We start from the raw sequence: 26,935 nt of genomic DNA, 5'->3' as shown, positions 1-26,935 counted from the left end.
TTGTGCCGTGGTCAGCCGCGGGCCACGAAGTCCCATGAGCCGTGGGGGGCGCGGTAGATCTGGAAGCCCGGCTCCGTGCGTACGAACGTCGCGCCCTTCGGTGCCGTCACCTTGTCCCGCCGCTCGGCCGGCACCTGGACCTCCGCGGTCGACCCGACCGGCACCCTGACCGTCAGCCGCAGGTCACGGCCGACCTTGGACCAGGCGACGGAGGCCGGTCCGCGTACCGTACGGATCGAGGTACGCGCCCAGCTGACCCCGGTGCGGGCGTCCGGGCGGACGGTGAAGGTGCGGTAGCCGTCGTCGCCGGGGCGCAGGCCGGCCACGTTCTCGTACAGCCATTGGGTGACGGTGCCCTGGAAGTAGTGGTCGCGGGAGCGGGAGTCGAGGTGCCACATCTCCCACATGGTGTCGGCGCCGTTGTCGAACCAGTAGCCCCAACTCGGGTAGCTCCGCTGGGTGGCGATGGCGTGGGCGACGTCCGGGTGGCCGTGCGCGCACAGGACGCGCAGCAGCACGCTGGTGCCGAGCGCGCCGGTGTTGAGGTGGTTGCCGCGCTCGGTGATGTCGGCGACGAGGCTGTCCACGACGGAGGCACGGGCGCCGGCGGGTACCAGGCCGAAGGCGAGGGGGATCGCGTTGGACGTCTGCCGGTAGTCGGGGTCCTTCGCGGTGCTGTAGTGCCCGGTGTCGTTCAGGAATTCGGCGTTCAGGGCGTCCTTGAGCCCGGCCGCCGCCGTGCGGTAGCGCTTCGCCACGTCGTCGTGGCCCAGCAGTTCGCCCATCTCGGCGGTGTGTGTCAGCGCCCGGTGCAGATAGGCGGTGGCCGTGAGCCGGGTGTCCTCGGGCGGGTTGCCGCCGTAGCCGGGCGGCAGATAGTCGCCGAGGGCGGTGACGGCGAGACCGTCCACGAGGCGGTCCAGCTCCCAGTCCAGATAGCGGGTGAGGACGGGCCAGTGCTGCCGGGCGATCCGGTCGTCCCCGTACACCCGGTACATCTCGCGCACCAGGAACGGATAGACGGTGGTCCACTCGGGTGACGGGCCGAGGTCTCCGTAACCCCAGCCGCCGCTCGGGACGATCACCGGCAGCTGTCCGTCGGCGTTCTGACTGTCCGTCAGGTCGTCCAGCCACTTGCCGAGGAAGCGGTGGACACCGAAGGCGTACGCGAGGGTGGGGGCGCCGAGTTGGGCGTCGCCGGTCCAGCCGTTCTTCTCGTACATGGGGGTGTCGGTCGGGATGCCGTGCAGATTGTTCAGGAGGGTGCGGCGCATCGCCTTGTCGAGCGTCTCGTAGAACGGCTCGGAGCAGGAGAACGCGCTGACCTCGTCGACCTTGGTGTGGACGGTGCGGCCGAGCACGTCGGACGGCTCGGGGCGGGCGGGCAGGCCCTCGATCTGTACGTAGCGGAAGCCCTTGTACGAGAACGACGGCTCCCACACCTCGGGCTTCCCGCCGCCCGCGCAGATGTACTCGTCGCGCTGGAAGCGGCCGGGGACGTGGCCGGTCTCGGCGTGGACGCTGCCGTCGGGCTTCAGCTTCTCGCCGTGGGTGAGTGAGATGAGCGTGCCGGCGGGCGCCTTGACGGTCAGCCGGGTCCAGCCGGCGGTGGTCCGGCCCATGTCGACGACGTACACACCGGGGCGCAGTTCGCTGATCCCCGTGGGTGTGACGGTGTCGATGATCTCGATGGGGTCGTGCGGCTGGGCGCGCAGGGCGCCCTTCGGTGCCTGCTGGGCGCCCGGGGCGCGCCAGCCGCTGTCGTCGAAGCCGGGGCGGGTCCAGGCCTCGGGCAGCAGGCGGGCGTCGTAAGTCTCCCCGGCGTAGAGGGAGTTGGTGAGGGTGGGTCCCTCGGTCATACGCCAGTCGGTGTCCGAGACGACGGTGGTGCGGGTGCCGTCCGGGTGTTCGGCCTCCAGTCGGCACAGCAGCCGGGGCTCGCCGTGCCACGGCGGTTGGTGCCAGTTCCAGACGTTGGGGGTGGTCATGCCGTAGAAGCCGCGGCCGAGGGTGACGCCGATGGCGTTGTCGCCCCGGCGCAGGAGGGCTGTCACGTCGTGCACGGCGTACAGGACGGTCTCGTCGTAGTCGGTGAAGCCGGGGTCGAGCACCTGCTCGCCGACGGGCCTGCCGTTCAACTCGGCGACGTAGTAGGCGAGTCCGCTGATGTAGAGGCGGGCGCGGGTGACCGGCTTCCGTACGGTGAACTCGCGGCGCAGCAGCGGTGCGGGCGCCTCGGGGACGGCGACGGACACGTCGTCGCCCCAGGGGCCTTCGCCGTAGGGGGCGAGGACGGTGGCTGCGGTCCAGCCGCTGTCGTCGAAGTCCGGCCGCTGCCAGCCCTGTTGTTCGGTCTCGTGGGTCAGCCAGTTGTCGGCGGTGACGAGTTCCCGGGTCTGCCCGTCGGTGGTCCTCACGACGAGGCGGGCGATGAATCCGCCCGGATTGACGGAGGCGCCGCCCCGGTTGGTGGCGACGGCGGCGAGGACGACACGCCGCCCCGCCGCCCGGACGGCCTCGGTGACATCGGCGGTCCTGCCGGTGCGCCAGCCGTCCTGCTGCTCGGGCGCGTGTGCGACCTGGGCGCCGTCGAGGTGCAGGGTGAAATCGTCGTCGGCGGTGGCGACGAAGGTGGCGCTGTCGATGCCGGCGCCCGCGGGGAGGTCGAGGGCGGCGCGGAACCACCGTGGTCCGGCGGGGGCGTCGCCGGTGGTCGCGCCCTCGGTCCAGATCCAGGAGGCGCCTTCGAGGCCGAGGGGTGCGGGGCCGGCGTCAGCGCCGATCCAGTCGGCGCCCCACTTCTCGTCGCCGAGCGCGGTCTCCCACCAGCCGGCCGCGCTCCAGCCCGAGACGTCGCCGTCACCGTCCCAGACGCGGACCTGCCAGTGACAGCGGGTGCGGGGCGGCAGCGCGGGGCCGGCGTAGGGGACGGCGACGGTGCGGGAGGAGGTCACCTTGCCGGTGTCCCAGAGGAGTTTCCGACCCTTGGTGAGGTCGCGCGGGTCGGTGGCGGCCCTGATCTGGTACGCGCGCTGCGCGGCGCCGTGGCCGTCGGCCGTGAGTTCCCAGGAGAGGAGAGGCGTGGGGTTGTCGGTGCCGAGGACGTGTTCGGCGTACTCCACCTTCGCGGCGACGACACGCAGCGCGCCGCTTGCCCGGCCGGGCCCGTCCCCCTTTCCGGGTGTGGCGGCCGAGGCCGCCGGGCCCGCGGCGAGCGAGACGATTCCGGCGCCCGCGCCCACGGAAGTGCCCAGGAGACCTCTGCGTGTCCAGCCCATGCCCATGCCCGCCCCTTTGATTGAATCGTTTCATGTCCCGTGTCAAGAATCGTAGAGGCGATCCCGGAGGGCTCACAAGAGGTGCGCACGGGGCTGCCGCCGACGCCCCGATGGACGCCTTACGCAACATCACTTCTTGCTTTGATCAGGAAGAGATTTGCGGCCGGATGACGCCGGGCCGTCCGGCGAAGTCCCGGCGCGATCAACGGAGTTGGGCCGACGCGCGATCATCGGCGCGACCAACTTGCCCACCATTGGGGGAAATACGACGGTGCGCGACGCCTACCAGTTCTGACTGAGCATTCATTTCTTGCGCAGATTCATAGACTTCCTGCGGAACCACTTCTAGCCTTTTCGCGTCCGCAGAGTCCCTACGAGCCGCAAGGACGTAAGTCTGTGACACCTCCCCCAAGACGCCGCCTGTTCCGCCGTGGCGTGTCCGCATCCCTCTCCGCCTCTCTGGCTCTCGCGACGGTGGTGGCCGGGACGGCCGCCGTCGTCGTCATGTCCGCCGCCCCGGCGGCCATGGCCGCCGGAGTCCCCGCCCCCTCACCCGTCGGCATCCCCGGCCGTGGCGCCACAGTGCCCTTCGTGGAGCACGAGGCCGAGTACGCCGCCACCAACGGCACCCTGATCGGCCCCAACCGGCTGTACGGATCGCTTCCCTCGGAAGCCTCCGGACGGCAGGCCGTGACACTCGACGCGGTCGGTGAGTACGTGGAGTTCACCCTCACCAAGCCGGCCAACGCCATGACCTTCCGCTACTCGCTGCCCGACAACTCCGCGGGGACCGGCCGGGACGCCGGGATCGACGTGCGGGTCAACGGCAGTCAGCTCAAGAACGTGCCGGTGACCTCCAAGTACGGCTGGTACTACGGCGGTTACCCGTTCAACAACAACCCCGGCGACACCAACCCCCATCACTTCTACGACGAGACGCGCACCATGTTCGGCTCGACCCTGGCGACCGGTACCAAGGTCCGTCTCCAGGTCTCGTCGACCGCGCAGTCACCCACCTTCACCATCGACCTGGCCGACTTCGAACAGGTGGCCGCGCCGATCGGCAAGCCCTCGGGCGCGCTCGACGTCGTGGCCGACTTCGGCGCCGACCCGACGGGCGCCGCCGACTCGACCGCCAAGTTCCAGGCGGCGGTGGCGGCCGGGCAGGCGCAGAACAGAACCGTCTACATCCCGCAGGGCAACTTCGAGATCCGCGACCACATCGTGGTCGACAAAGTGACACTCGCCGGGGCCGGACCCTGGTACAGCGTCCTGAAGGGCCGCCACCCCACCGACCGCAGCAAGGCGGTCGGCGTCTACGGCAAGTACGCCAACCAGGGCGGCAGCAGCAATGTCACCCTCAAGGACTTCGCGATCATCGGCGACATCCGTGAGCGGGTCGACAACGACCAGGTCAACGCGATCGGTGGCGCCCTGTCGAACTCCGTCATCGACAACATCTGGATGCAGCACACCAAGTGCGGTGTCTGGGTGGACGGTCCGATGAACAACCTCACCATCAAGAACAGCCGCATCCTGGACCAGACGGCCGACGGGGTGAACTTCCACTACGGCGTCACCAACTCCACCGTGACCAACACCTTCGTCCGCAACACCGGTGACGACGGTCTGGCCATGTGGGCGGAGAACATCCCGAACGTCAACAACAAGTTCACCTTCAACACGGTGATCCTGCCGATCCTGGCGAACAACATCGTCACGTACGGCGGCAAGGACATCACCATCTCCGACAACGTCATGTCGGACACCATCACCAACGGCGGCGGCCTGCATATCGCCAACCGCTATCCGGGCGTCAACTCCGGCCAGGGCACGGCCGTCTCGGGCACCCACACCGCCGCGCGCAACACCCTGATCCGGGCCGGGAACAACGACTTCAACTGGCAGTTCGGTGTCGGCGCGGTGTGGTTCAGCGGGCTCAACGAACCCATCAACAACGCCACGATCAACATCACCGACACCGAGATCCTCGACAGCTCCTACGCGGCGATCCATCTCATCGAGGGCGCGACGAACGGGCTGAACTTCAAGAACATCAAGATCGACGGCGCGGGTACCTACGCGCTCCAGATCCAGGCACCGGGCAAGGCCACCTTCGAGAACGTCAAGGCCACCAACATCGCCCAGTCCAACAAGATCCACAACTGTGTGGGCGCCGGATTCCAGATCACCCAGGTCGGCAGCGGAAACTCCGGCTGGTACTCCAACCCGCCCGCCTGCACCGGGGTGTGGCCCGCGCCGCAGTGGACCAACGGCGGTGTGCCCGGCGGTCCGATCGACCCCACCGACCCGACCGACCCGACGGATCCGACCGATCCGACCGATCCGCCGGACGAGGGCAACCTCGCCCAGGGCCGTCCGGTCACCGCGAGCGGCCAGGCGCAGTCGTACGGGCCGGGCAACGCCGTCGACGGCAACGCCGGCACGTACTGGGAAAGCACCAACAACGCCTTCCCGCAGTCCATCACCGTGGATCTCGGCGCGGCGAAGAACGTCGACCGGCTGGTGCTGAATCTTCCGCCGGCCGCGGCGTGGCAGACCCGTACGCAGACCCTCGCCGTCTCGGGCAGCACCGACAACTCGACGTACACCTCGCTGAAGGCCTCGGCGGGTGTCACCTTCAACCCGTCGAGCGCCAACACCGCCACGGTCACCCTGCCGGGGACGGCGACCCGTTACGTACGGGTGACCGTCACGGCCAACACCGGCTGGCCGGCCGCGCAGCTCTCCGAACTGGAGGTCTACGCCGACTGATCCGACGCGGGGCGGTGCGCCGGTCCGGCCGGCGTACCGCTCCCCCGTGCTCGACCGGCCCGGCTCACACCGCGTAGGTGTCGAGTCGGCCGCACATTCCGAACTTCCCGTGGGTCTCCGGCAGTCGGGCGTGCACCCGCGGGTCGGCGAGATGCGTCGTGTCCCCCTCGGTGAGGCGGTCGAGCTGAACTCCGGTCTCCCGCGCGGCGCGGGCCGCGCCGGCCTCCCAGCGGGCCCGCCAGTCCGCCAGTCTCGGCCGGACCAGCGCCCCCGCCGCCCGGTGGAAGTCCAGCAGGGGCTTCTCGTCCCCGGCGTCCCACGCCGCGCGCAGTGCCGCGAACCCCTCGACCGCCAGATCGCGCCGCTGCCGGGCGAATGCCGCCTGCTCGGCCTCGGTGCCCTCGGGGACGCGTACGACACGGCCGTATGTCTCGGGGTCGGTCAGATGTTCCGGCGGCAGGGTGAGTACGGCGTCACCGGCCTCGGGCAGGCCGTTGTTCTGCATCAGTACGACGATCCGCAGACCGTCCTCGTTGACGAGGCGGTGGATGGTGCCGGGGGTGAACCACACCAGGGCGCCGGGGGTCAGCGCGGTGCTCGCGAATCCGTCGGCGGTGAGGGTCTGTACGGCGCCGCGCCCGGCGGTCACGACGTACCCCTCGGCGCAGGTCAGATGCAGATGCGGGGTACCGCCGCGCAGGCCGTCGGCGGCCTCCCAGTCGTAGACGGTCAGATGCGAGACGGCGACGGCGCCGGGGAGACCGGCGAAGCCGGTGGCCGGGCCGGTGGCGTCCAGGGCGGTGGTTCCGGTGCGGGACGTCGTCAACACTCCCCTTCGAGCGAGTTGCCAATTGCCGGTTACCAGTCGAGTAAGCGCTTTCTGTCAGAACGTAGATCCGCCTCCGCGCCCCTGTCAACGGCCGGTATCCGGAATCCGGGCAGGACGAAGGCGCCGTCTGTGGGATCCTCAACTCGGCCTGGAACCACAGCGATCCCGGGGGCGTCCCCCCAGTGCGGTTGCGGTGCGGCAGGCGACCACGACCACGGCCGCCGCGCGGCGCACGGTCACGGGGAACACCCGATTCAGGGGGAAACAGGGTTGGCACAGGCAGCATCCGGCACGGCACAGGCGGACCTGCAACAGAAGAAGCTGGCGGCGGAGTTGAGGATTCTCGCCGCCGAGCCCGCCTTCGAACTGCGCAGTGCGGAATTCATCGACCTCGCCCATGATCTGGAGCAGCGGACACGTCTCGACCGATGGGCCGACGTGGATCTGGTGCAGGCGTTCGTACGCCCGGAGAGTCTGGCCCAGCCGCCACCGGCCCGGCGCGCGCCGCTCCACCGGCAGTTGCGGGTGGCGGTGGCGGCCAAGGCGGGTGCCGGGGCGCTCGTCCGCACGGTCCGTGACGAGCTGCGCCAACGGCCCGTCCGGGAGGGCTTCCTGGAGGCCGCGCTGGGTGTGCTGGTGTTCGTGCCGCTGCTCATCACCTGGTTCGGACTGCGGGAAGCGGTGCGCGCGTACGGGGAGTTGAGCCAGGAGAATCCCAAGGAGGCGACCCGGCCGTTCCTCCAGCTGTGGCAGACGGGATTCGGCGGTCATCTCTCGTCATCGGGCCGGTTCGAGAACGTGGCGCTGATGGCGGTCGTGCTGATCAGCCTGCTGGTGGTGCTCTCGGTGTGGCACGCGCGCGCCCGCTCACGGTCCGACCGTACGGAGGCCAAGCTGAACGGGGAGCAGGAGTATCTGCTCGGCCGGCTGGCGTCCCTGCTGACCCGGGTCCAGCTGTCGCTCGTACCTCATCGCGCCGCGTCCCCGCAGCAGTTCACGGCCGGTCTGAGCAAGGCCGCCACCCGGATGGAGTCGTTGGCGTCCCGCGCCGACCGCAGCCACAACTCGCTGGTCAACTCGGCGAAGGCGCTGGAGGACGCGACGACCTCGCTGGAGAGGGCCGCACTCGCGCTGACCGGTGAGCTGCCGAAGCTCGGAACGGCGGCGGACCGGATCGAGGCCGCCGTACGCGACGGGCAGACGGCGATGGCGAAGGCGGGCACCGAGAACCAGGCCGCGGCGGGCCGGATCGCCGATCGTGTGAAGTCGGCGGGCGACACGGTGGAGGCGTCGCTGAAGGCGCTCGCCGCCGCGCAGCAGACGCTGGCGACGAAGTCGGAGACGGTGGCGCAGGCCACGGAGCGCGCGTCGAAGGCGCTGGTGGACAGCACCGGGCGGACGAACGACGCCGTCGACGGGATGCGGGAGGCCACGGAGCGCTGGGACGCGGCGGCGGCGCACTGGCAGGACGCGGCGGCCCGGCTGGAGACGGGGCTCAGCGGGCTGACGGCGTCCCGGAACGGATTGGGCGCGTTGCCGGATCCGGTGTTCGGCTCGGTTCCGCACCCGGCCCAGAACCCCGACCCGGCCCCGGCGCTCGACACGTCGTCCGCTCCGACGCTCGCGGGCGGGCGGGCGACGGGGGCGGGTTTCGGGTACGACACCCCCACCGAGCGGCTGTCTCCGGCCCGGGTGAACGGCGGGGCGCGCGGCGGAGCTGACGCGCCGTCCTCGCCGGGTGCGCCGTCCTCGCCGGGCGTTCCCGAGCAGGGGCCGGCACGTCCGCCGTACCCGCCGCAGGACGAGGTGGGCCCGTGAGCCGTCCCGTACGCCGGGTGGGCCAACTGGCAGGGCGGGAACGGCGCGGCGGGCGGCCGGGCGTCGTGATGCTGGCCGGCTGGCTCTTCGCCGACCTGGTGCTGGTGCTCGCCCTGGTGTCGATGGCGGACCGGCCGGATCCACTGGCCGCCCGCCCCGCCGCCAAGCCGTCACCGTCCAGCTCGCCTTCCCCGTCGCCCTCGCCGACGCCGTCCCCCGCGGGGCCGAGGTCGGTGGAGCTGAAGCCGCAGCAGATCAAGGTGAAGGGCGGCGACACCAAGGACATCGTCGCCCAGATCAACAAGGGCACGAAGAAGTGGCCGGGCCGCACGGCAGCGCTGGTCCTGACCTTCGGCGGCAGCCAGGGTGGTACGGAGTACGCGCACCGCGTCAACTCGCTGCTCAACGAGGCCCGTCCGGGGATGTTCTCCAAGAAGACGGCGACGGACGACTTCCACGATCTCGGTGAGCCGGCGAACTCGGCGATCATCCGGATCTACTTCTACACCTCGCCCCGCTGAACCGGGCCGCCCGCGATCGGGCGACGAACGAGAGGACCCACGGCGTGGAGCGGTGGCGGCCCGGCGTACGGGCGGAAGGCGCGGACGACGACGGCACCAACGGGCCGCGGCAGGGGCTGCCGCTGCCCGTGCTGCCGCAGTTCCCGGGGATGCGCGGCTTCGCCGAACTGGACGCGGTGATCGGCCGGTTGGGGTTCCGGCATGCCGCCGATCTGCTGCGGGGGCCGGCCGTCGAGGCCGGGACGAGTGTGTTCGCGACGCTGCCGAAGGCGACGACGGACGACGGGTTCCGGATCCTGGACGGGCTGTGGTTCCCCGCCCGGGGGCGGGCGTGGACACGGGTGGACCTGCGCCACATCCGGGAGACCGCCGAGCGGTGGCGCACCTCCACCGATCCGCGTGCCGGTACGGCGGCGGCGCTGATGGACACCATGGAGACCGTCGTGCGCGACGATCCGATGGGTCCGCGCCGCATCGTGCTGTGGCAGGTGTGCCGTGCGCTCAAGGACCGGGCCGGGGGACCGACCGCCGAGGCGGCGGAGGCCCTCGGTGTGCACAGCGCGGACGCCGCGCCGCTGGCGTCCGCCGTCGCGGCGGGCTTTCCCGGCAGGGGCCCGGCCCGTGACGCGGCCGAGTCGGTGAACGAGATCTGGCCCGGTGAGCGGCTGCGCGAGGCGCTGCGGATCGCCGATGCCCTGCCGTCGCGCCCCACCGACCATGTCCTCGCCAATTTCCTGGCCCGGCTGCACGACCGGGCGGCGGCCGTGGACCGGCTGATGGCCGAGGCACGGCGGCTCGGGACGCTCGGTGAGCTGCGTGCCGCGTCCGTCTCCTGGCTGGCGGCCGTACGGCGGGCGGCCGACGACGAGGAGGCGATGGCGGGCCTGCTGGGCGCCGCCACGCTGCTCGCCGACGCGGCGCACTCCCCCGGCGCGCCGTCGCCGACGGACTCGACGGTGCGGGTGGGCGTCGAGCAGCGGGCCGTCACCCTGGCGTGGACGGCGGCCCGGCTGCCGCGTGACACGTCGAGGCTCGGGGGCCCGGTGACGTACCGGGTGCTGCGCTTCGTGGACGGCGCGCCGGAGCGGGCCGTGGAGGTGCCGCACCCGGACGGCTCGCTGTCGCTGCTCGACCTGGGCGCCCCGATCGGCAGGCGGGTGCGGTACGCCGTACTGCCGCTGCGCCGGGGGCAGTTGGCGGGCGTGCCGCGTGTCACGGGCGCGGTGCTGCTGGTGCCGGACGTGGAGGAGGTCCGCGCCGTGCCGGTGCCCGACGGCGTACGGCTGGAGTGGCGGGCGCACCCGGCGGCCACGGGTTTCCGGGCGGTGCGCTCGACGGCGCGCCGGGTGGTGGCGGAGCCGCCGACGGACGGTGTGCCGGTGGACGGGCTTCTGGTGCCCGCCGGGCGGAAGGGGTTCGTGGACCGCCCGCTGCGGCCGGGAACGTATCTGTACGAGGTGTCCTGCGGCTATCCGGCGGTGCCTGATCTGCCGGGCGACGGCGGGGAGTTGGTGTGGTCGCCGGGTCTGCGGGTCGCGGCGACGTCCGTCGAGTGGCCGTCGCCGGTGGAGGACGTGAGTGTGCGGCGGCTCGACGACGGCACGGTGGCGATCGACTGGCGTCCGCCGGTGCGCGGGAACGGCCGTCTGGTGGAGTGGCCCGGCCTGCCCATGAGGGCGGGTGACGATGTGTCGGATACGCCGGCGGCGCGGTCGGCGACGGGCGGGAGTCCGGTGAGCGTGGCGCCCGAGGTGCGGTCGCGGGTCCGGATGACGGCGGTCAGCGTGCTCGGCGACCGGGCGGTGGCCGGGGCGAGCGTGCTGGTCGAACGGCCGGGCACGGTCGAGGACTTGACGGCGCAGCGCACCGGCCCCGGCACGGCGGAGGTACGGTTCCGCTGGCCCGAGCCCGCGGTCCTGGTGCTGGTGGTGTGGGAGCAGGAGGGCCGGCGGTGGGAGCGCCGGGTGGCGCGCAGCCGCTATCTGGCCGAGGGGCGCGTCGAGATCCCACTGTCCGGCCGCCCGTGCCGGATAGAGGTGACCGCGGTACCCCGTCCGGACGCGGTGTCGATCCCCGCGTTCCCGGCGACGACATCCCTCCCCCATGTCCCCGAACCGCCGCCCCAGCCACCGCGCGGCAGTCGCGCGCTGGCGCTGTTGTCGCTCCCGTGGACACCCTGGGGCAGCGGCAACGCGCCGCGCGGGCGCCCGTGGTGGCGCCGTCTGCGTCCCCGTTCCGGCGGCTAGGAAACAGCGGGACACGCGGTCCGCGTGGAACCCGCACCGGCCCGCCACGCGGCTCCTATGCTGGCGGCTCGACGGATCGTCATACGAGGGGGAGTACGACCATGCGGCTGATGATTCAGCTCGCCGACGGGCCGGACACCGAAGGGTCCGTGCGCTCGCTGCACGACTGGCTGCTGATGGACCGGAATGTCCGGCAGAACGCGACGGTCGGACTGACCTCGTCGCGGCCCCCGGTCCCGGGGGCGCAGGGGACCGTCATCGATGTCGTCTCGCTCGTCGTACAGGCGGGGTTGAGCGCCGGATCCCTCGGCATCGCCATCGCCGCCTGGCGGGCGGCCCGCCCCCAGGCCCCGTCGGTCACGGTGGAGAGCCCGGACGGCAGACGGATCACGATCTCCGGCGCGTCGGCGGACGAGGCAAGGGAAATGCTCCGTCCGCTGCTCGGTGAGGAAGAGGCGGACGAGTAGGTGGAGATCGCCCGGGGCCTGCCGGTTCCCCACAACTCCCGTGCGCTGTTCGTGGGTTCGGGCACGTTCGAACGTCTGGACGACCTTCCCGCCGTGGCCAACAACCTCATGACGCTGCGTGACCTCTTCCGCGGCGAGGTATGGAATCTGCCGAGCGCCGGCTGCACGGAGCTGCTGAATCCCACCTCGACGCGGCAGGTGTCGGAGGCCGTACGGAACGTGTGCGCCACGGCGACGGACGCACTGCTGATCTACTACGCCGGCCACGGCCTGCTCGACGACAAGGGATACCTGCATCTCGCGATGCCGGACAGCGATCCGGACTCCGTCTACGACACGGCGCTGCCCTACCAGTGGATTCGCCGCGCGATGGAGTCGAGTCGCGCGAAACGGCGAATAGTCGTTCTGGACTGCTGCTACAGCGCCCGCGCCATGGGTTCGCAGTCCGAGAGGATGGTGGACCTGGCGGACGTGGACGGCACCTATCTGCTGGCCGCGGCGGCCGAGACCGCCGTCGCGGTGGCCCCGCCGGGTGAGACCTATACAGCCTTCAGCGGCGCGCTGGTCCGGGTTCTCACGGACGGGGTGGCGGACGAGAAACAGTTACTGAGTCTCAACGACGTCTTCCGGAGCGTACGGTCCGTCCTCACGCAGGCGAGACGGCCGGATCCGCAGAGTTCGTGCCGCAACCAGGTGGGCAACCTGCCGTTCACCCGAAATCCGTCGTACGCGCATACGCACGGCGCACAGGCCGATCTCCAGTCGACCATTCAGAATCTGCACGCGGCCGGCAGCCTGGCCGACACACTCCAGACCGCCGCCGACGGAGTCGTCACGGGACTGGGCTACAAGCTGGCCTGCGTCAATCTCGTACAGCCCGACGGCGACCTCGTCGTCGCCGCCTTCTCGGGCAACCCCGCCGCCGAGGCGCTGATCACCGGCCGCATCGGCGGGCGCGCCTCCTGGGAACGCCGGCTCAGCATGGGCGAGCGGTGGGGTGAGCTGCGCTTCATCCCCCACCACGAGGGTGTGGTCCTGCTGGAGGACGACGTCCCGCAGTGGCACACCGAGGGGCCCGAGCCACGCTTCGAGGACGAGTGGCACCCGCGGGACCGCCTCTACGCGCCCATGTACAGCCCCGGCGGGGACCGTGACCTACTCGGGGTCATCTCCGTCGACTGGCCCCGCGACGGGCGCCGGCCGGACCCGGAGCAGCGCGGCAATCTCGCGGCCTACGCCGCTCACGCGGCGGTCGCCATCGCCAACGCCCGTCTATGGGCGAACAGTCGGCGCGCGCTGGTCCGGCTGGAGCGTGAGCAGCAGGCGCTGCGGGCGAGCGAGGAGTCCTTCCGGCAGGCGTTCGAGTACGCGCCCAGCGGGATGGCCATCGCCGAGATGGGCGGGGACCAGCACGGCAGGCTGGTACGGACGAACGACGCGCTGTGCCGGCTGCTCGACCGGTCCGCCTCCGCGATCCGCCGCTACTCCTTCTCCGACCTCGTGCACCCCGAGGACATCGGCACCCTGCTGCGTACCTCCGCCGAGGGCGGACGCGCCGAACTGCGCCTGGCGCGACGGGACAACAGCTACGTGTGGGTGTCGCTGCGCAACTCCGTCGTCGCCGACGCCACCGACGGCCCCCGCTTCCTCCTCACCCATGTCGAGGACATCGAGGAGCGCAAGCGCAACGAACTCCAGCTCGCCCACCGCGCCTCGCACGACACCCTGACCGGCCTGCCCAACAGCGCCGAACTCCTCGCCCACCTGGCGTCGTTGGTGTGCGAGGACACCGATCCGGACGCTCAGGAGGACATGTGGGCGCCGGGCAATACCTACCAGCCGTCGTACGCCGACTACGACCACCAGCACCTCAGGCGCCCACCGGCGTCCTCCACCTGGCCGAAGCGGGGTCACGCGATACTGATCTGCCAGCTGACGGACTGGAACAACATCCGCCGCCGGTCACGTGACGACGCGGACACCGTCCTGATCGAGACCACACGTCGACTGTCGGCGGCGGCCGGGGCGGCGTCGTTGGGTCCCGCCGGAGCCGTCTACCGGTCCGATATCGACGAGTTCCTGATCCTTGCCCCGGACATCGACCCCGAGGGACTGAAGATGCTGGTGGATCAGATAAGAGCGGCCGTCGGTGACCCACCGCCCGATGCGCTGTGGCACCGTCCCGTCACCGCTCGGTGGGGAGTGGGATGGGTCGAATGCGGCACGGAGGGGGCGGAGCTGCTGCGATCCGTCCGGGAGGGACTGTCGCTCTGACGTCGCGGCTCCGCCCGCCGTGCCTACGCGTGCACCTCCGCCTCCGTGCCGCCGCCGAACTCCAGCAGCAGTCCGGGGCGTAGCGCCACGGTGCGGCCGGGGCCGACCTCCTGGACCGTGCCGTCGTCGCGGCGGACCGTCCAGTCGAGGGACGTGCGGTTGGTGAGGCCGAACCGGCCGCGCTGCTGCGGGTGTTCGGTCATCTCGCCCACCACGGCGGTGAAGTCGTGCCGCTCCGGGTCGTCGACCAGGTGGTGCGCGTACACGCGGGCCTTCGGGTCGAGTCGGATGCCGCGGCGGGTGCGCAGGGCGCCCCGGCCCGTGACGACTTCGAGCTTCGGGGGCAGTTGTACGGTGGTGCCGCATTTCCAGCAGTCGGGCGCGGGGCCGTCGGGCTGGGTCATGTTCTGCCGGCCGCAGGATGCGCAGACCGTGATCGCGTCGAGCACCCGGCTCAGGGCGTCCCGCCACTGCGACTCGCGGACCCGCGCCGACGGTGTGTCGAGTCCCTGGGTGAAGGTCTTGACGAAGAGGTCCCGCAGGATCTTCGGCAGCGCGCCCCAGGTCGCGATGACGGTCGGGTGCTCGCCGGGCACCGGCCTGTTGGCGGGGTCGGCGGGGTCGTAGATGAACAGCGGGTGGGTGCCGTACATCTTGCGCTTGGCCGCCTCGTCCATGCAGCGGATCTGCAACGCCTGCGCCCCGTCGAGCGGGTGATGGTTCATCAGGAGCAGGAAGAGCAGGACGGCGAGGGAATGCAGGTCGGTCTGGATGCCGGGCTTCGCGCCCTTGTCGCCGCGCACCAGCTCGGGGGCCATGAAGTCCATCGTCCCGGCGACGGCGGCGGCCTCGCCCTCCACCACGGCGTTGTCGTTGTCGCACACCAGCACATCGCCGGTGGCCGGGTCGAAGAAGATGTTGCCCCAGTTGATGTCGCGGTAGGCGATGCCCTTGGAGTGCAGGGTGAAGTACGCCTCGACGGTGTGCAGCGCGGCGGCGACGAGCGTACGGAGCGTGGTGGCCGCCACCGACGGGTCACGGCGGAACAGCGCCGGCAGGTCGTGGAAGCGCTGGGGCCGTACGTCCATCAGATAGCCGAAGCCCGGATACGAGGCGTCCGGGTCCATCACGACCGTCTGCGGCCACAGGAACCGGTCGTCGCCCCAGTTGTGGTGAATGAGCCCTTCGAGGATCTGCCGCTGCCGGGCGTCGGCCAGTTGGGGGTAGTACCACTTCACGGCCCGGTCGCCGTGCGGTGTCCGCACCCGGTAGACCTCGCCCTGGCCGCCCGAGCCGAACAGCTCGGCGACCGTGACCCGGTCGCCTGACTCGGTGAGCAGGGTCTGTCCGGCCAGAAGCATGCCGTTCGCCATGCCGTACCTCTCTTGCCTCAGTGCGTGTCGGTGTGGGGGTGGGGGTGGGCGGCGCCGGGGCCGAGCGCCGGGAAGGCGCCCGCCAGCGTCGCGTCGTCCCCGGAGTATTTGGCCGCGTGTCCCAGCCAGTCGGGGAGCTGAGCCTGGACGGCCGCGACGCCGTGCGACACGGCGCGTGAGCGCACCCCGGTGGCGAAGGCCAGGAACCCTTCATGGTCGGCGAAGCTCTTGGAGAGTCCGTCGGTGGACAGGAGCACGCCCGGTGGCGGGCCGCCGGTGAGTGGCTGCCAGTGCAGCCGTGCCTTGCGCCAGGCCTCGGGCTCGCAGAGCGATTCCGTCTCGTCGCCCATGTCGGGGCCGGTGTAGAACGGCATGCGGGTCGTGCCGTCCGCGTCGACGAGGACGAGGTCGCCGTCTCCCAACTGCCAGCAGATCAGCAGTCGTTCGGTGAGGACGGCGCCGATCAGTGTGCTGCCGTAGACGGCGAGGTCGGCCTCGGGCGCGAGCGCGGGAGTGCCGGCGGGGCCGGTCGTGCCGGTCGGGGCGGGGTTCGTGCCGTGCGCCGGGGAGTTGGCCTCCTGCATCAGGACGCGGCGGCGCCAGGCGTGCACGACCTGTTGCGGCAGTGTGCGGGCCTCGGCGAGCAGCCGGGGCCAGTTCGCCGCGTCGTCCCCGCGTCGTACGACCTCGTGCGCGTATCCCCGGGCGCAGGAGGTGAACGCCTCCACGGCCCAGCGCGCACCGAGGTCGCTGCGGAAGTGGGCGCGCGACCCGTGCCCGTCGGCGACGGCCAGCACGACGGCGCGTCCGTCCGCCGTGGTGAGCGCCTTGCCCCGGTCCTGGCTGTACTTCTTGGCGACCCCTTTGACTCCTCCGTCGAGGAGTTCCCACGCCACGGTGGATGTCCCGGTGGCGTTCACCAGATGTCGGTCTCGTCCTTGGTCAGCGGCACGACGGGCGAGACGTTCGCGGGTGTGGCGTCCTCGATCTTCGGCGCCGACGCCTCCTTCACCACTGCGGTGGACATCCAGCGGATCGCGGCGGCCAGTTGGCGGGGGTTCTTGGCGAGCAGCGGTTCGAGTTCGGGGTTGCCGAGGAACTCCTTGAGCATGCTCTTGTCCGCGTCGTCGCCGATCGCGACGGCGACCCGCACCGCGCGCTTGCCCCACGGCGTGTCGTCGATGGCGCGCAGTCCGGAGCGCCAGTCGTCGGTCGGCTGGCCGTCGGAGACCAGGGCCAGGACGGGCGGCAGGGCGCGCTGCGGCATCGGCGGGGTCTGGAGCGCGGCGGCGGCCATCCGGAAGGCGGCGCCCATGTCGGTGGCGCCGTAGGTGTGTACGTCGTCCCAGGTGAAGCGGTCCACCGGGGTGGGCTCCTGGATGTGCCAACTCGCGCCGCTCGCGAAGGAGATGGCGCGGACGAGCAGGGAGGCGGCCGGGTTGGACTGGGCGGCCTGCTGCATCTCCGGAATGGCCTCGCGGATGGCGAAGTTCAACTCGCCGATCTTGCCGTTCACTCCCATGGAGCCCGAGCAGTCGAGCATCCAGATGAAGTGGGCCGGGCGGCTGGCCATACTGCCGCCGGGCACGTCGAGAATGATGGTCACGCTGGTCCTCTCCCCCGAGGCGTCCCGTTCGCGCACGCCTGGTTCTGCCTGTGTGATGCGGTGCGGTGCTGCTGAAAAGCGGTGGTCGGAAGCCTAGTTGGTACCCGTCGGTCAAGTGGGTCGGGCAGGGATATATCCATCCGTTCGGTCAGCGCCTCACGCGGTGTCCTTCAGTGCCCCGGTCAGTGCTTCGGTCAGTGCTTCGGTCAGTGCTTCGAATGCGGCGGCGGGTGCGACGGCGAGTATCCGGGCGGGTAGCGCTCGGGGATCGCGGGCAACTCGCCGGGTTTCGGCGGCGGTGGCTGACCGGGCACGTGCGGGGCGGGGGCCGGCTGACCGGGCGCGTGTGGGGCGGGGGCCGGCTGCCCGTGTCCCGCGGGGTACGTGGCGGGGGCGCCGGGGATCTGAGTGTCCCGGCCGCCGCTGCCGGCCGCCGTGTCGTTCGCCCAGCGCAGCCAGGTCTGGAGCCAGCTCTGCGACCGTCCCAGCAGTCGGTTGGCGACGGCCTCACGCTGTTCGCCGTTCATCCGGCGCAGCACCACACCCAGCGTCCCGCGCAGCAACTCCTCGACGGTGGCGTGCCATTCGCGGGACGACGTGGTCAGTTCCCTGCGCCAGACGAAGAAGAGGTCGGCGACGGTGTCCGGCCGGGCGGCCATCCGGCCGACGTGGGCGTCGTCGGCGTACTCGGCCTGGACGGCGGCGCGGTAGTGCCGCTGCAACGCCGGTTCGGCGTTGGCGAGATACGACAGCGCGCCCGACTGGTAGAGGTCGAGCGGTGTGAGGCCGGCGAAGCCGCGGGCGAGCATGTACTGGACGCGGTCCCACACCTCGTCCGCGGGCCTCGCCGCGCGGCGCAGCTCGCCGACGCGGTCCACGACATCCCTGGGCGCGCCGCTCGTCCGTGCGAAGTCGTCGGCCAGGACGAGGAGTTGGGCCGTGGCGCGCTCCCGTCCGACCAGCCCCGCCCGGCGGTGGACCGCGTGGGCGAAGTCGACCAGCTCACGGTCGAACCGTCCGGGCGAGGTGAGCCAGGGCAGGAACCGGGTGCCGAGACCGGCGGCGAGAATCGCCTCAGCGCCGCAGAGGCGGACGATACGGGGAAAGTGCGCCCGCTCCGGCTGGCCGGACCCCCAGACGAGCCACCACAGGGTCTCCAGTGTCGGCGGGTCGCCGACGCCCGAGGAGGCCGCGCCGGGGGCCGGTTCGGCGAGTTTCGTGAACAGGTCGATTCCGCGCAGATGGTGGGGCGGTCCGCCCCACCGTACGGCCAGGTCGACCAGTGCCACGGAGGGCGGAGCGGCCTTGAGGTGGGACCGTACCCAGTCGCCCTGGGGCGACATCAGCAGGTCCTTCAGGAGATCGCTCCGCCGGCCCGCGGTCCTGGCGGCGAGCTTCTCCAGGACGAGCCGGTTCAGCCCTTGGTGGCCGACGCCGTTCAGCACGGCGACGGCGTCGGCGCACTCGGAGCCGTACGGGTGGAGCAGGGCCCGGACCAGCTTGTCGACCGCGTCCTGGACTCCGGCGCCCTGGTGGCCGTGCAGGACGAGTGCGAGATGCAGGGGTCCGGCCCAGTTGGCGACGGGGCCGCGCAGCCGGCGCCCGAGCCCCTCGTCGAAGCGGGAGCCGAACTCGGCGCGCAGTGAGCGCTGGGCCGCCTCGCCGAGAGGCAGGCCGACGAGGGGGTCCTGCTTGAGCTTGGTGTCGTGGTCGAGCGCGGCGGCGAGCCGCCGTCTGGCGAGGACCAGTGCCAGCGGGTCGGTGACGTGCTCCGAGCAGTGCTTGGCCAGCTCCTGGCAGACGCGGGTCAACTCCTCGATGGCCGGGGCGCCCTGGGTCTGGTCCTGGGCTGCCGACGCGAGCGTGGCGACGACGGTGCGCAGGGAGTCGCTGTGGAGTGTGGTCAGCCGCTCCCCCGGCTCCGTTCCCAGCCGCAGGAGCGGGGGGACGAGCGCGGCGAGGTCGAACGGGTCGGCGGCCTCCGTCGTACCGGACGAGGGGACGGCGGAGGCGAGAGGGACCGGTGGGGTGCCCGCCTGCCACAGCGCGGCGGTCAACTCGGCCCAGGGATCGGGGAGGGCGGGGCTGCCCGGCCCGCCGAGCGCGTCGTGGACGCGGTACAGATGCTGGACGAGCAGCGGATCGCGCCGGTCGAAGGCGGAGTCGGGGCCGATCCCGATGATCTGCTGCGGCGCCTCGTGCGGTTCGTCGGCGCGGGTGACGAACGTCAGCTGCCTGGCGAGGTGTTCGGGGAGCGACGCGCAGGCGAGGGCGATCCAGTGGGCGACCGTCTCCGGGTCCTGTTCGGCGATGACGATCTGCCGGCCGGCGGGGTCGGCCCACAGCCGGCGTACGTCGGCGAGGAACGGCGCGACCCGCGTGGCCTGCTCCCGGGCGAACCGTACGAGCAGCGGGCGGTCGAAATGCCCTTCCGGTGCGGGCAGTTCGTCTCCGTCGGCCGGAGCGGGGGCGCCCCAGGACCGGGAGCGCCAGGTGTCGATGGGCCACACCCGGTCGAACCCGCCCGCGCCCGCGGGGAGATGGACGACGTCGATGAACTGCCGTGGCGCGTCGGGGTGTTCATGGTCGGCGCGGCCGTTGCAGAGGAGGCTGCCGCCGGCCGGGAGGCGGCTGCAACTGAGAACGCCGTGCGGTGTCCACCGGTGGGTGAGGGCGATGACCTGCTCGACCTGGGCGAGCAGGTCGTACGAGACCTCGCCCGCACCGTGTGAACTCTCCGACGGTGTCCGCCCCGGCGGCCGGAGCGGCTGAAGGCGGACGCTGTCGGTGTCCGGCTCCCGGTCGAGCAGGTAGCTGAGACGGCGGATGACCATGCCACATTCTGACCAGCCGTCTCACCCGGCCGCAGGCGGTCGTGGAAGTTTGACCTATTCCTTGACCGCGCCGGAGTTCGCGCTCCGTACGAAGTGGCGCTGGAAGACGAAGAAGAGCACCGCCACGGGGAGGGTCGCCAGCAGGGCCGCCGTCAGCTTGAGCGGATACTGCGTCCCGCTGCTCAGGCTTCCGGAGACGAAGGACGCGAGGCCCGTCGTCAGGGTCTGGTACTGCGGCGACTGGGTCGCGACCAGGAAGTGCGTGAACTCGTTCCACGATCCCTGGAAGGACAGGATGGTGAGGGTGATCAGGGCGGGCTTGGCCATCGGCAGCACCACCGACCAGAAGGTGCGGAAGACACTGGCGCCGTCGATCCTGGCCGCCTCTTCCACCTCCTTGGGGACGGAGAGGAAGAACTGCCGCATGATGAACACGCCGGCCGCGTCGACCAGCAGGGGGACGATCATGGCGGCGTACGTGTCGAAGATGCCCAGTTGGTTGAGGACGAGGAACTTCGGGATCAGCAGCACCACACCGGGCACCGACATCACGGTCAGCAGCCCGCTGAAGAGCAGGTTGCGCCCGCGGAAGTCGAGCCGGGCCAGCGCGTAGCCGGCCAGCGAGTCGAAGAAGACCCGTCCGGCGGTGATGAACAGGGTGACGAGGACGGAGTTGCCCAGCCAGGTGCTGAACGGCACCGCGTCCCCGGCGCCGCCGAGTCCGAAGAGCCGCCGGTAGGAGTCCAGCGAGAACGGGTCCGGGATCAGGGACAGCGGGTTCGCCGCCGCGTCGGGATCGGTCTTGAACGACGTCACGATCTGGATGGCGAACGGCAGCAGATACACCAGCCCGATCGCCGTGAGCAGCAGATACAGGACGACGAGCAGGACCCGTCGGCCGGCGCCGCCCGGGGCGCGCGGACCCGCGGGAGTGCTCTTGGGGGTGTGCGCGGGGGTGCGTGGCTGCCAGGCCGCCGAGGTCTTCCGCGCCGGTGGGGTCGTGGGTGCCGTACTCATGAAGCCCTCCGGCGAATGGCCCCGAAGCGCCTGCCCGTACGGACCGGCTTGTCGCGGTCGCGCAGCAGTACGCGCTGGATCAGGGTCATCACCATGATGATCGCCAGCAGGATGAAGGCGATGGCCGCGGCGCGGCCGTATTCGGAGTCCTGGAATCCCGCGGTGTAGGAGAGGAAGGCGGGGGTGAGGGTGGTGTTGCCGGGGGCGCCCTGGCTCATCACGTACACGGCGTCGAAGATCTGCCAGCTGCCGATCAGTCCGAGCGTGACCACCAGGAAGATCACCGGGCGGAGCGCGGGGATGGTGACGTTGCGGAACGACTGCCAGCGGTTGGCGCCGTCCAGGAGCGCGGCCTCCTCCAATTCGGCGGGCACGTCCTGGAGCGCGGCGAGGAAGATCAGCATGTAGGTGCCGGACGACGTCCATACGATCAGCGCGATGATGGTGCACATCGCGATGGAGGGGCCGGACAGCCAGTCCCACCAGGACAGTCCGAGAAAGCCGTTGGACGCGAGCGCCGCCGCCGGCTTGTCGGGGTCGACGATGCCGAGGCCGCCGAGGACCGTCCAGACCAGTCCGTCGGCGTCGGTGAACCACTTCGGCCCGGTGATGCCGACCCACTTCAGCAGCGCGTTGACGGCGCCGCTGCCCTGGAAGAGGAAGAGGAAGACGGTGGAGATGGCGATGGAGCTGGTCACCGAGGGGAAGTAGAAGATCGTCCGGAAGAGGCTCTTGCCCTTGATGCGGCGGCTGTTGACGGCCACGGCGAGCGCGAGGGCGAGGATCGTCTGGAGCGGTACGACCAGCAGGACGAAGTAGAGGTTGTTGCGTACCGAGGTCATGAACAGCGTGCGGTCGAGGCCGTCCTCGCTCAGGACTCCGGAGTAGTTGTCGAGCCCGACGAAGTCGGCGGCGCCGGTGAAGGGGTTGGACTGCCCGTCCCAGTTCAGCAGGCTGACCCACAGGGCCATCCCGATGGGCAGCAGCAGGAACAGCCCGAGGACCAGCACCATCGGGCTGACGAAGAGCCAACCCCACATCCCCTGCCGCCCCTTGATGCCGGACGACGACCCGCGGCGGGGCCGCTTCTCGCCGCCGGTCGCGGCGGGCGGCGCGACAGTGCCGCTGCCGTACTGACTCATTGTCTTTCTCTCTTCTCCCGCACCCGCCGGGGCCGTGCGCCCCGGCGGGTGTCGTACACGGTGGGGCAGGCCGTCAGCCGTTGCTCTTCAGGATCTGCTCACCGTTGGTCTGAAGATCACCGAGGATCTTCTTGGGGTCGGCGGTCGCCAACTCGGCCAGGTCCGTGTCGAACTGCTGGAGGACCTTGGTGAAGCCGGGGAGTGTGACCGGACCCTGCGCGTAGGCGGAACCGTCCACGAACGCCTTGTCCTGCGGGTGCTGCTTCTCGTACGTCGCCAGTGCGCTGGTGCGCGAGGGCATCACGCCGTACGCGTCGGCGAACTTCGTCTGCTGCTCGGCGGTGGTGAACGCCTCGACGAGCGAGACCGCGGCATCGTGGTGCGCGCTCTTGTTGGCGATGCCCCAGCAGGTGCTGAAGGAGAGCGTGCCCTGGCCCTTGGGGCCCTCGGGCAGCGGGACGGTCTTGTAGTCGACGTCCGGGTAGTCGTTGGTCATGGCACCGGTGAGCCAGTTGCCCTCGATGGTCATGGCCGCCTTCTGCGTACCGAACGCCTCACCGCCCCAGCCCGCGTCGACCTGCTGGGGGAAGGCGAACACCTTGTCGTTCAGCAGCTTCTTCACATACGTCAGCGCCTCGACGTTCTCGGGGCTGTCGGCCGTGATCTCGGTCTGGTCGGCGTTGGTGATCCAGCCGCCGGCCTGCTTCATGAAGGGACCGAGCTGGTTGTAGCTGGCGTTGGCGACCAGGCCGTGGACCTTGCCGGTGGTCAGCTTCTTGGCGATCTTCGTCAGATCGTCCCAGGTCTTGGGGTAGTCGGCCTCGGTCAGCCCGGCCGCCTCCCACATCTTGGTGTTGATCGCGAGAGAGAGGGTGGAGCTGTCCTTCGGGGCGCAGACGAACTTGTCCTCGTAGCTGAAGGAGCTGCGCAGCGTGGCGGAGAAGTCGTCCTTGTCCTTGAGCTTGTCGCCGTACGCGTACAGGGAGTTGCCCTTGGCGTAGTTGGCGAAGACGGACGAGCCGACGTAGAAGACGTCCGGCGGCTTGCCTCCCGCCAGCGCCTGGCCGAGTTGCTGGTCCAGGTTCTGGGCGGGTGTGACCGTGACGGTGTTGCCGGTCTTCTTCGCCCAGGCGTCGGCCGCGGCCTTGACGGCGTTCGTCTCGGCGTCGCCGGACGAGCCGATCATCACGGTCAGCTTCTGCTTGCCGGAGCTCTTCTGCTCGGCGCTGCTGTCGCTGCCGAAGTCGGACGAACACCCGGTTATCAGGAGCGCGCCGCATATCGCGGCAGCGGTCGCGGCTCTGTTCTTTTTCATCTGCTTCTCTCTCCAGCTGTCGCTGTAGGGGACTTGCTGTCGGGGGACTCGGTGGCCGGGGAGGCCGGGGGACGGCCGGGGTCGCGGCGGAGGTACGAGGGGGATCAGGGGTGGGGCTCGGGCGACGAGCTCTCCCTGATGATCAGTTCGGGCGCCAGCAGCACGCGCTCGGGCGCGGCGTCGGGGTCCTTGATGCGGGACATGAGGATCCGGGTGCAGGCCCGGCCGACCTCGTCGAGGGGCTGCCGGACGCTGCTGAGACTCGGTGAGAGAAGGCTCGCGGCGGGCGAGTCGTCGAAACCGACGACCGCCACGTCACGCCCCGGGCTGAGCCCGGCGTCCCGCAGCGCGCGGTAACAGCCGAGCGCCAGGGTGTCGCTGGCCGCCACCACGGCGGTGGCGCGGCCGACGACGCGGGCGACCGCGGTGCGGGCGGCGTCCACCTCGTCCACCGAGGACACCCGCAGGTCACGGACGGGCAGGTCGTGCCGGCGCATCGCCTCGCGCCAGCCGCCGGCCCGGTCGTCACCGACGCCCGAGCCGCGCGGCCAGCCCAGGAAGGCGATCTTCCGGTGCCCGGCCGCCACCAACTGGTCGACGGCGGCGGCGGTGCCGTGCGCACCGTCGACGTCCACCCAGTCGCCGGTGTCCTTGGCCGACCACCGGCCGAACGCGACGAACGGCACCCCTTTCTTGTGCAGCCAGGCCGGCCGCTTGTCACCGCGGTAGGTGTTGTTGAGGACGAACCCGTCGACCGAGTGCTCGCGCAGCAACTCGTCGTAGCGTTCGGCCTCGTCGTCGGCGCCGAGGAGCGCGGCGAAGAGCAGTATCCGGTAACCGGCCTGGTCCGCCGAGTCCGACAGCGCGTGCAGGAAGTGGTCGGACACGGGCGTCGAAAGTCCGGGCGGCGTGGGCTGTACGCCGTATCCGATCAGTCTGCTGGAGCGGGTGCGCAGCGAGCGGGCGGCCTGGTGGGGACGGTAGTCCAGCTCGTCGAGCGCCGCGCGTACCCGCTTCAGGGTGGCGGGCGCGAGGAGTTCGGGCGAGTTGAGCGCGTTGGACACCGTCTGTGTGGACACCCCGGCCCGTTGCGCCACGAGAGCCAGGGTCACCGGCCCTGACCTGCGCCCGCCTGCCGACGTCGTACGTGCCACCAACGGCCTCCGATCCACGCACGGCTGCCGCTCGAAATGCGGCGCCGCATCTGCAATGGATCGATAAAACTCTTCCCCATGGCAGGTTGGCAAGGGTTAAGGTGAATTTTGATCGATCCAAATGATGAGAGGCGCCACACAGTGAACACGGTCGTCCACGGAAACCCCACCGGTCACCAGCCGCCCGCGGACGTCGTCACCGAGGGCCTTCAGCCCTTTCTGCACGACGTCTGCACCACGCTCTACGCGCCCAGTCTGGTGCTGTCCCGGCCGGCCGGCGACATCGCCGGCGGGGCCGACGGGTTCTTCCACGGTGATCGCCGGCTGCTCTCCACGCTCTCGGTCCGGGTCGAGGGCGTGCCCGTCCTCCCTGTGAGTCACACCCTCGCCGCCGCCGACCGGACGGCGTTCCGCGCCGTGCTGCGCGGGGTCGGCGAGCACACCGCCGACCCCGCCGTCACGCTCCACCGCGTGCGCACGCTGGAGCCGGGCGTGCTGCGCGAGGAGTTGGAGATCGCCAACGCGGGCGTGCGGGACATACGGGTGGAGGTCGTCGTCGGCGCGGGCAGCGACCTGGCGAGCATGAACGACGTCAAGTCCGGCCGCCCGGCCGCCGCGCTGACCGCCGAGGTGGAGGACGGCGCGCTGGTCTGGCGCAGGGACGAGATCGGTGTGCGGCTGAGCGCCTCCGCCGGTTCCCCCCGGATCGACGCCGGCGCGGGCGAGTTGCGGTTCGAGGTGGCGCTGGCGGCGCGTACGTCATGGCGTACGACCCTGGAATGCACCGTCACCGGCGACGAGCCGCTGCGCTTCGCGCCGGTGGCGCGCGACGCGGTGCCGTGGTCGACGACCGGGCTGCGCAGCGCCGATCACCGCATGGACCAGTACTTCGCCCGGTCGGTCGGCGACCTGGAGCGGCTGCTGCTGTCCGATGCCGAGCACCCCGAGGACCAGTTCCTGGCGGCCGGATCGCCCTGGTTCCTCACCTTGTTCGGCCGAGACTCGCTGTGGGCGGCGCGCATGCTGCTGCCGCTCGGCAGCGACCTGGCGGCGGGCACCCTCCGCACGCTTGCCCGCCGCCAGGGCACCACCACCGACGCGCGCACCGATGAGCAGCCCGGCAAGATCCTGCACGAGGTACGCCGCGAGGCGCGGCAGCTCAACGAAGGGGCTTCCCTGCCGCCGGTCTACTACGGCACGGTGGACGCCACCCCGCTCTGGGTGATCCTGCTGCACGACGCGTGGCGCTGGGGCATGGACCCCGAGCAGGTACGTGACCTGCTGCCGCACGCCGAGGCAGCCCTGGAGTGGCTGGCCACGTACGGCGACGCGGACGGCGACGGCCTCCTCGAATACATCGACGTCTCGGGTCTCGGGCTGGCCAACCAGGGCTGGAAGGACTCCGGCGACGCCATCCGCTGGCGCGACGGCACACACGCGGAGGCGCCCATCGCGCTGTGCGAGGTCCAGGCGTACGGGTACGAGGCGGCCATGGGCGGCGCGGCGCTGCTGCGTGCCTTCGGCCGGCCCGGCGCGGAGCGCTGGGAGAAGTGGGCGGACCGGCTCAAGCGCCGGTTCCGGGAGAGCTTCTGGGTCGAGGACGAGACGGGCCGCTATCCGGCCGTGGCGCTCGACGCCGCCAAACGCCCGGTGGACTCGGTCACTTCGGGGTTCGGGCATCTGCTGGGCACGGGTCTGCTGGACGAGGAGGAGAGCGCGCTGCTCGCCGCCCGGCTGGCCGGTCCGGAGCTGAACTCGGGCTTCGGACTGCGCACGTTGAGCACAGAATCAACCGGTTTCAACCCGTTCGGGTACCACATCGGGTCGATCTGGCCGCATGACACCGCCATCGCCGTGCACGGACTGGTCCGGGCGGGCTTCCCGGCGGAGGCCGCGTCGCTGGCCGATGGCCTGGTCGCCGCGGCGGCGGCGTTCGATGGCCGGCTGCCGGAGCTGTTCGCCGGTCATGGCTCGGCCGTCGACAGTGTGCCCGCCCCGTATCCGGCCTCGTGCCGCCCGCAGGCCTGGTCGGCGGCGTCCGCCGTCGCGCTGCTCACGGCCGCGCTGGGTCTGGAGGCCGATGTGCCGGGAGGCACGCTGCGCTTCTCGCCGCGCGCCGCCGACTCCGTCGGCCCGCTGCGGCTGACCGGTCTGCGGGTGGCGGGCGCGCCCCTGGACATCACTCTCGACGCGACGGGCCAGGTGCGGGTGACCGCCCCGGACACGCTCACCGTGCACGGCGCCGACCGCGCCTGAAACAGCCCGTCGTACCTGCCGCCGCCGAGA

Annotated in this window: 17 protein-coding genes and 1 pseudogene; 8 read left to right on the top strand and 10 right to left on the bottom strand. The window is 71.2% G+C overall.

The genetic code is table 11. The annotated features are described in order from the left end of the window. Positions 1–11 precede the first annotated feature (11 nt). The gene (locus tag ACFYNU_RS19890; RefSeq protein ID WP_356591439.1) at positions 12–3,278 is read right to left on the bottom strand and encodes a family 78 glycoside hydrolase catalytic domain; all 3,267 of its coding nucleotides are present in this window, start codon (positions 3,276–3,278) and stop codon (positions 12–14) included. Positions 3,279–3,674: 396 nt separating this feature from the next. Between ACFYNU_RS19890 and ACFYNU_RS19885 the strand changes: the two genes are divergently transcribed. Beyond that, positions 3,675–6,053 (top strand): discoidin domain-containing protein, encoded by a 2,379-nt coding sequence (locus ACFYNU_RS19885; RefSeq protein WP_356591441.1) that lies wholly within the window; start codon positions 3,675–3,677, stop codon positions 6,051–6,053. A gap of 64 nt (positions 6,054–6,117) precedes the next feature. Here the strand turns inward: ACFYNU_RS19885 and ACFYNU_RS19880 are convergent, their stop codons facing one another. Next, complete coding sequence (locus ACFYNU_RS19880) at positions 6,118–6,879, bottom strand: cupin domain-containing protein (protein WP_388766869.1); 762 nt, start codon at positions 6,877–6,879, stop codon at positions 6,118–6,120. 273 nt (positions 6,880–7,152) lie between these two features. Between ACFYNU_RS19880 and ACFYNU_RS19875 the strand changes: the two genes are divergently transcribed. The 6 genes and pseudogenes from ACFYNU_RS19875 to ACFYNU_RS19850 all read left to right on the top strand — a co-directional run bounded on the left by ACFYNU_RS19875 (position 7,153) and on the right by ACFYNU_RS19850 (position 14,208). Continuing rightward, positions 7,153–8,700: a hypothetical protein gene (locus tag ACFYNU_RS19875; protein WP_356591443.1), complete on the top strand. Its 1,548-nt coding sequence runs from the start codon at positions 7,153–7,155 to the stop codon at positions 8,698–8,700. Next, positions 8,697–9,221 carry a hypothetical protein gene (locus tag ACFYNU_RS19870; protein WP_356591445.1) on the top strand — a complete coding sequence of 175 codons (525 nt, stop codon included), beginning with the start codon at positions 8,697–8,699 and terminating at the stop codon, positions 9,219–9,221. Before ACFYNU_RS19875 ends, ACFYNU_RS19870 begins: the two co-directional genes overlap by 4 nt. A 44-nt stretch (positions 9,222–9,265) precedes the next feature. Further along, positions 9,266–11,467, top strand: a complete 2,202-nt coding sequence (locus ACFYNU_RS19865; RefSeq protein WP_356591447.1) for a hypothetical protein — start codon at positions 9,266–9,268, stop codon at positions 11,465–11,467. 101 nt (positions 11,468–11,568) lie between these two features. Beyond that, positions 11,569–11,934, top strand: a complete 366-nt coding sequence (locus ACFYNU_RS19860; RefSeq protein WP_356591449.1) for a hypothetical protein — start codon at positions 11,569–11,571, stop codon at positions 11,932–11,934. After that, positions 11,935–12,606: pseudogene (locus tag ACFYNU_RS19855) on the top strand (caspase domain-containing protein); the annotation flags it as partial. It lies immediately after the preceding gene. A gap of 30 nt (positions 12,607–12,636) precedes the next feature. Next, entirely contained in the window at positions 12,637–14,208 is a 1,572-nt protein-coding gene (locus ACFYNU_RS19850; RefSeq protein WP_388766937.1) for a PAS domain S-box protein, read from the top strand. Between the two features lie 23 nt (positions 14,209–14,231). Here the strand turns inward: ACFYNU_RS19850 and ACFYNU_RS19845 are convergent, their stop codons facing one another. The 8 genes from ACFYNU_RS19845 to ACFYNU_RS19810 form a co-directional block, all read right to left on the bottom strand. Continuing rightward, positions 14,232–15,581 (bottom strand): serine/threonine-protein kinase, encoded by a 1,350-nt coding sequence (locus ACFYNU_RS19845; RefSeq protein ID WP_356591451.1) that lies wholly within the window; start codon positions 15,579–15,581, stop codon positions 14,232–14,234. Between the two features lie 17 nt (positions 15,582–15,598). After that, the gene (locus tag ACFYNU_RS19840; RefSeq protein ID WP_356591453.1) at positions 15,599–16,501 is read right to left on the bottom strand and encodes a protein phosphatase 2C domain-containing protein; all 903 of its coding nucleotides are present in this window, start codon (positions 16,499–16,501) and stop codon (positions 15,599–15,601) included. Next, positions 16,498–17,154 carry a tellurium resistance protein gene (locus ACFYNU_RS19835; RefSeq protein ID WP_031228810.1) on the bottom strand — a complete coding sequence of 219 codons (657 nt, stop codon included), beginning with the start codon at positions 17,152–17,154 and terminating at the stop codon, positions 16,498–16,500. The genes ACFYNU_RS19840 and ACFYNU_RS19835 overlap by 4 nt, the downstream gene beginning before the upstream one ends. Positions 17,155–17,393: 239 nt before the next feature. Then, positions 17,394–20,021 carry a GTPase-associated protein 1-related protein gene (locus ACFYNU_RS19830; protein WP_356591454.1) on the bottom strand — a complete coding sequence of 876 codons (2,628 nt, stop codon included), beginning with the start codon at positions 20,019–20,021 and terminating at the stop codon, positions 17,394–17,396. 54 nt (positions 20,022–20,075) lie between these two features. Continuing rightward, positions 20,076–21,038 (bottom strand): carbohydrate ABC transporter permease, encoded by a 963-nt coding sequence (locus ACFYNU_RS19825; protein WP_356591455.1) that lies wholly within the window; start codon positions 21,036–21,038, stop codon positions 20,076–20,078. Then, positions 21,035–22,180, bottom strand: a complete 1,146-nt coding sequence (locus ACFYNU_RS19820) for a sugar ABC transporter permease (protein WP_356591457.1) — start codon at positions 22,178–22,180, stop codon at positions 21,035–21,037. The genes ACFYNU_RS19825 and ACFYNU_RS19820 overlap by 4 nt, the downstream gene beginning before the upstream one ends. Positions 22,181–22,253: 73 nt before the next feature. Next, on the bottom strand, positions 22,254–23,495 hold the full coding sequence (locus ACFYNU_RS19815) for an extracellular solute-binding protein (protein WP_356591459.1): 1,242 nt from the start codon (positions 23,493–23,495) through the stop codon (positions 22,254–22,256). A gap of 104 nt (positions 23,496–23,599) precedes the next feature. After that, entirely contained in the window at positions 23,600–24,649 is a 1,050-nt protein-coding gene (locus tag ACFYNU_RS19810; RefSeq protein ID WP_388766859.1) for a LacI family DNA-binding transcriptional regulator, read from the bottom strand. A gap of 141 nt (positions 24,650–24,790) precedes the next feature. Between ACFYNU_RS19810 and ACFYNU_RS19805 the strand changes: the two genes are divergently transcribed. Continuing rightward, complete coding sequence (locus ACFYNU_RS19805) at positions 24,791–26,905, top strand: glycogen debranching N-terminal domain-containing protein (protein WP_356591463.1); 2,115 nt, start codon at positions 24,791–24,793, stop codon at positions 26,903–26,905. Positions 26,906–26,935: the final 30 nt, after the last annotated feature.

It is taken from the genome of Streptomyces sp. NPDC006643 (assembly GCF_042870175.1).
Lineage (GTDB): Bacteria > Actinomycetota > Actinomycetes > Streptomycetales > Streptomycetaceae > Streptomyces.
The sequence above is the reverse complement of the archived record's forward strand: the minus strand, read 5'-3'. Positions and strand labels throughout refer to the sequence as shown.